Source organism: Frankia sp. AgKG'84/4 (assembly GCF_023242965.2).
Taxonomy (GTDB): Bacteria; Actinomycetota; Actinomycetes; order Frankiales; family Frankiaceae; genus Frankia.
Map to the genome: position 1 here is coordinate 1 of NZ_JALKFU020000313.1, position 6,105 is coordinate 6,105.

Annotated in this window: 2 protein-coding genes; both read right to left on the reverse strand. The window is 72.6% G+C overall.

The window, feature by feature from the left end; translation table 11 throughout:
• A partial coding sequence (locus MXD58_RS17765) for a type I polyketide synthase (protein WP_250609603.1) occupies nucleotides 1-3,911 on the reverse strand: 3,911 nt, incomplete at its 3' end.
• 45 nt (nucleotides 3,912-3,956) lie between these two features.
• A partial coding sequence (locus MXD58_RS17770) for a type I polyketide synthase (RefSeq protein WP_248841471.1) occupies nucleotides 3,957-6,105 on the reverse strand: 2,149 nt, incomplete at its 5' end.

The window sequence follows — 6,105 nt, forward strand, 5'->3', positions numbered from 1 at the left end:
CCCGCCGGCACCGCGCCGGCGGTCACCACGACGAGCGGGGTCTCCTGGAGCTCGCCGGCGGCGAGCCAGGCCTGCACGACTTCCAGCACCCGGCACGTCCGCTCCAGGGCAGACTCTGCGCCCGGGCCCGCGCTCAGCACGGCGACGGCGGAACCGGCGACGGCGGCCTCGACGGCGGCCGGTAGGTCGCCGACGCGGTCCACCATGATCAGCGGTCCGGCCGGGTCGCTCCGGTAGGCCGGATCGGCAACGGGTGTCCAGATCACCTGATGCAGCGGCGCGTCGACGTCTCGTCCGGCGAACGAGGCGGCCGGCACCGGGAGCAGGGTGATGGCGGACGCGGTGAGCACCGGTTCGCCCGTGTCGTCGGAGGCGTCGAGGCGAACCGCGTGCGGATGTTTCGGCCCGAGCGGCCTCAGACGAACCCGCAGCGCGCCCGCGCCGACCGCGGCCAGTCCCACGCGCTGCCAGGCGAGCGGCTGCCTCAGCTCGCCGTCCGGGTCGTCGGCGACCGCCAGGCGCAGCGCCGGGTGCAGGGCCGCCTCCAGGAGGCCGGGGTGCAGACCATGACGGCGGGCATCGTCCTGCTGGTCGTCTGACAGCGCGACCTCGGCGAACGTCTCGCTGCCCCGCTGCCAGAGCGCCCGGAGGTTGCGCAGGGACGATCCGTAGGCGTAGCCGCGCACAGCCAGTTCGGCGTAGAGGTCGTCGACGTCGATCGGCCGGGCTCCGTCGGGCGGCCAGACGGTCAGCTCGGCCATCGGCCCAGCTGCGCCGTCAGAGTCGTCGAGGCCATGGGCGGGCGTCGGTGCCAGGATGCCCGTGGCGTGCCGGATCCAGTCACCGTCATGGTCGGCGTGCACGTTGAGGGTCCGGGTACCGTTCTGCGCCGGACCGCCCACCACGATCCGGATCCGCACGCCGCCGGTGTCCGGCAGCGCGAGCGGCGCGTCGACGGTCAGTTCCTCGAGCCGGCCGCAGCCGACCTCGTCACCGGCCCGGATCGCGAGGTCGACGAAGCCGGCCGCCGGCAGCGTCACCGCGTCACCGACGATGTGGTCGGCCAGCCAGGGATGGCTCTGGGCGGACAGCCGGGAGGTCAGCACGAGGCCGCCGTCCGCGGGCAGGGTCACCAGCGCGCCGAGCAGGGGGTGGTCGGCGGTGTCCAGACCGAGCGCGGCGGGGTCACCGGCCACCGCCACCCGCGGTAGCCAGTAGTGCTCATGGTCAAAGGCATAGGTCGGAAGATCGACGTCCGCCGAGTGGGCGCCGGTCGGGAGGGTGGCGCTCCAGTCGACGTCCACCCCCCGGACGAACAGCTCGCCGGCCGCGATCAGGAGGGTTTCGGTCTGGGACCGGTCGTCGCGAAGGGCCGGGACGGCAGGGGCGGTCTCGGTGAGCACACCGGTGAGGGCACCACCGGGACCGACCTCGATGAAGATGTCGGCGCCCGAGGCCTGGACGCCATCGTGGAACCGGACCGGGCGGCGCACGTGGGCGACCCAGTAATCCACCGAGGCCAGCTCGCCCGCCGCGGCGACCCTGCCGGTCAGGTTGGAGACGACTGGAATCCGCGCCGGGTTCCAGGTGATGTCGCCCAGTGCGGCGGCGAAGTCGACGAGCAGGGGTTCCATCCGGGCGGAGTGGAACGCATGGGAGACGGTCAGCCGCCGGACCTTCCGGCCGTCCGCACGCAGCAGTTCGGCCGCGGCGAGAACGGGCTCCTCGTCCCCGGACAGCACGACCGAGTCCGGGCCGTTGACCGCGGCGAGGTCGACGCCGTCCCCCAGCAACGACCGGACGTCGTCGACGGCGGCGTTGACCGCGACCATCGCCCCGCCGGCGGGAAGCGCCTGCATCATCCGTCCGCGCGCGGCCACGACGGTGCAGGCGTCCGCCAGCGACAGCACCCCGGCGACGTGCGCGGCCGTGATCTCGCCGATCGAATGCCCCATCACCGCGGCGGGTTGGACCGCCCAGGATCCCAGCAGGCGGGTCAGCGCGACCTCGACGGCGAACAGCCCGGCCTGGGTGAAGGCGGTCTGGTCCAGCGCCGCGCCCGGTGACTCGAACACGGCCTCGCGCACGGGGTGCGCGACAGCGCCCGCCAGCCGCTCGTCCAGCAGCGCGCAGACCTCGTCGAATGCCTTGCGGTACACCGGGAACCGTTCGTACAGCTCCCGACCCATCCCGACGCGCTGCGAGCCCTGTCCTGGGAACACGAAGACGACCTTCGGTGCCCGGCCCCCCGAGTCGACCGCGACGTTCGCGCCCGGTTCCCCTGCCCCCAGCCCAGCCAGGCCGGCCACAGCCTCGGCGGTCGTAGCGGCCACCACGACCGCGCGCTCGTCCAGCCGGCCCCGGGTGAGCAGGGCGCAGGCCACGTCGGCGAGTGCCGGCGCGGCATCGTCCCGCAGGATGCCGGCCAGTCGCGTGGCCTGCCCGGCCAGTGACCGCCCGGATCTGGCGGACAGCGTCAGCGCCACCGGCCCGCTGATGTCCCGCGGCCCCTCCTGCGGCTCGTCCGCCCGCGGGGCCGCGGGTGCCTGCTCGAGAATCAGGTGTGCATTGGTGCCGCTGACCCCGAACCCCGACACGCCAGCACGGCGTGGTCGGTCGGTGTCCGGCCAGGACCGGCGGGTCCGCAGCAACTCGACCGCACCAGCGCCCCAGTCCACCCGGGCAGACGGCTCATCGACATGCAACGTGGCCGGCAACACACCATGACCCAACGCCAACACCATCTTGATAACCCCGGCCACCCCGGCCGCACCCTGCGTATGCCCGACGTTCGACTTCAACGACCCCAAATACAACGGCCGGCCGGACGGCCGACCCTGCCCGTACGTCGCCAACAACGCCTGCGCCTCAATCGGATCACCCAGCACCGTGCCCGTCCCATGCCCCTCCACCACATCCACATCACCCACCGACAAACCCGCGCTCGCCAACGCCCGCCGAATAACCCGCTGCTGCGACGGCCCATTCGGCGCCGTCAAACCATTCGACGCCCCATCCTGATTCACCGCCGAACCCCGCACCACCGCCAGAACCCGATGCCCACGCCGCTGAGCCACCGAAAGCCGCTCCAGCACGATCACACCAGCACCCTCAGCCCACCCCGTGCCATCCGCGGCATCCGCATACGACTTACACCGCCCGTCACGAGCAAGACCACGCTGACGCGAGAACTCCACGAACGTGTGCGGAGTGGCCATCACCGTCGCGCCACCAGCCAACGCCAACGAACACTCACCCTGACGCAACGCCTGCGCGGCCAGATGAATCGCGACCAACGAGGACGAACAAGCCGTATCCACAGTGACCGCCGGGCCCTCGAACCCAAACACATACGACACCCGGCCGGACGCCACGCTCGGCGCCGCACCCGTACCGGTGAAACCCTCCAGCTCGGCGGAGATGGAGCCGCCCATGAAGTAGTCGACACCCATGATCCCGGTAAACACCCCGACATCGGTGCCCCGGAGACCAGCCGCATCCAGACCAGCCCGCTCCAACGCCTCCCACGACGTCTCCAACAGCAACCGCTGCTGCGGATCCATCGCGACAGCCTCACGCGGCGAGATACCGAAGAACGCCGCGTCGAACAGTCCAGCCTCGTGCAGAAAACCACCCCGGTCGACGTAGGAGGTGCCGGTGGTGTCGGGGTCCTCGTCAAACAGGCGGTCGAGGTCCCAGCCTCGGTCAGCCGGAAAGGCCGAAATGCCGTCCCGTCCCTCGCTGACCAGCCGCCACAGTGCGCCGGGATCGCTGACTCCGCCGGGGAGGCGGCAGGCCATGCCCACGATCGCGATCGGTTCGTCGGTGCCGCTCTCGTGCCGGCGGCGCAGGTCGTGCAGCTCCGTGGTGACGCGCTTGAGGTAGCTGAGAAGCTTCTCGTCCGTGGCCATAGCGGTTCCTCCCGATGCGTCGGCCGTCCGTGGGGTCCCGCCGGCTCACATCGGTCCGAGCTCCTTGTCGATGAAGCTGAGGACCTCGTCCGCGGACGCGGCCTCCAGCTGGTCGGCCACTGCGCGTTCGCCGTCCTCGCCACCTCTGCAGAGGACGAGCAGGCTCTGCAGGCGGTCCGCGACGCCGGCGCGCCGGCCGTCGTCCTGCCGGAGTCCGGCGATGAGCGACTCGAGACGGCGCAGGTCCTCGTCCACCTGCGCGAGTGCGTCGGTGCTGCTACCGAGCTCGTCGCGCAGGTGGCCGGCCAGCGCGGCCGGGGTCGGATAGTCGAAGACGACGGTCGCGGTCAGCCTGAGCCCGGTCGCCTCGCGCAGCCGGTTGCGCAGCTCCACCGACGTCAGCGAGTCGAAGCCGATGTCACGGAAGGCTGTCCCGGGCCGCACCCCGTCGACGTCGCCGTGGCCGAGAGTCGCCGCCACGTGCGTGCCGACCAACGCCAGCAGCGCGGCCTCCTGCTCCCCCGCGGACAGCCCGGTCAGCCGCCGCAGCAGCCCCGCGGATCCGGCGCCGGCACCCACCGCGGCTGACCTCGCCGCCCGGACCGGGGGAACGAGCCCACGCAGCATCGCCGGCAGGGTCACACCTGCGGCGGCATCAGCCCGCAGTGCCCGCATGTCCAGCTTGATGGGCACCAGGTGTGCCTCGCCGGTGCCGAGCGCGGCGTCGAACAGCTCCATGCCCTCGACAGGCATGATCGCGCGGACACCACCTCGGGTCATTCGGGCCTGGTCAGCCGCGCTCAGGTGGGCGGTCATGCCGGTGTTCTGCTGCCACAGGCCCCACGCCAGCGATGTCGCCGTGCGTCCGGCGGCTCGGCGGCGATGGGCCAGCGCGTCAAGGTAGGCGTTGGCGGCGCCGTAGTTGCCCTGGCCGGGTGAGCCGAGCACGCCGGAGGCGGAGGAGAACAGGACGAACAGATCCAGGTCACCGGCCCCTCCCGCGGCCAGCTCGTCCGCCAGCATGGCCAGGTGGCTCGCCGCGGTCGCCTTCGCGGCGAACACCCCGTCCAGGCGGGCGGGAGTCAGAGCGGTGATCACGCCGTCGTCGAGAACCCCCGCGGTGTGGACGATCCCGGCCAGTGGGTGGGCGGAGTCGATGCTTCGCGCGAGGGCCGCCAGCGCGGCGCCGTCGCTGACGTCACAGGCACGAACGTCGACCTCGGCGCCCAGCTCCCGCAACCGATCGGCGACCTCATGGGCACCGGGGGCCTGCGGGCCGCGGCGACCGACCAGCAGCAGGTGCCGGACGCCATGTCGGGTGACGAGGTGCTCGGCCACCAGCTGGCCCAGCGAGCCGGTGCCACCAGTGATCAGCACCGTGCCTCCGTCGCGCACGATCACCGGCGACTCGGGCGCCTGGGCGTGAGCCAGGCGCGGCACCAGCAGCGCGTCCCCGCGGACGGCCACCTGTGGCTCGTCAAGGGCAAGAGCCCGGTCCAGGACCGCGTCGACCGGCTGCTCGTCGAGATCGAGAAGGACGATGCGGTCCGGATGCTCGGCCTGGGCGGCCCGGATCAGTCCCCAGACCGCCGCCGCGGCCAGCTCGGGTCCGGCGGGATGGCCGGCCGCAACCGCGCCCCGGGTGACGACGACGAGCCGGGACTCCGCCAGGCCGCCGGTCGCGGACAGCCACGCCTGTAGCAGGGTCAGGACTCGGCCGGTCAGCGCGGCAGCATCGTCACCGGTGGCCTCCAGCACGGTGACCGCGGGCGCGGCGTCGGCCAGCGCGGCGGCCTCGTCCGGGGCGCTGAGCTGGACCGGCGTCACCGCCCGCGTGGGCTGGGCGGCGGCGTCCAGGTGCTCCGTCCAGGTCAGGTGGAACAGGGCATCCCGGGTCGGGGTGCCGGCCTCGATGCGAGTGACGTCCACCGGCCTGAACGCGATCGCCGCCACGCTCAGGACTGGCTGTCCGGCCGTGTCGACCGCCTCCAGGGCGAGGCCGTCGGATCCGGTCGGTGTCACCTGAACTCGCAGCGTCGTCGCGCCTACGGCGTGCAGCGCGACGCCGCTCCAGGCGAACGGCAGCACGTTCGCGCCGTCCTTGGCCTGGACGAGCGCGTTGGTGTGTAGGGCGGCGTCGAGGAGGGCTGGGTGCAGGGCGAACCGGGTGGCGGTTTCGCGTTCGGCCGCGGGT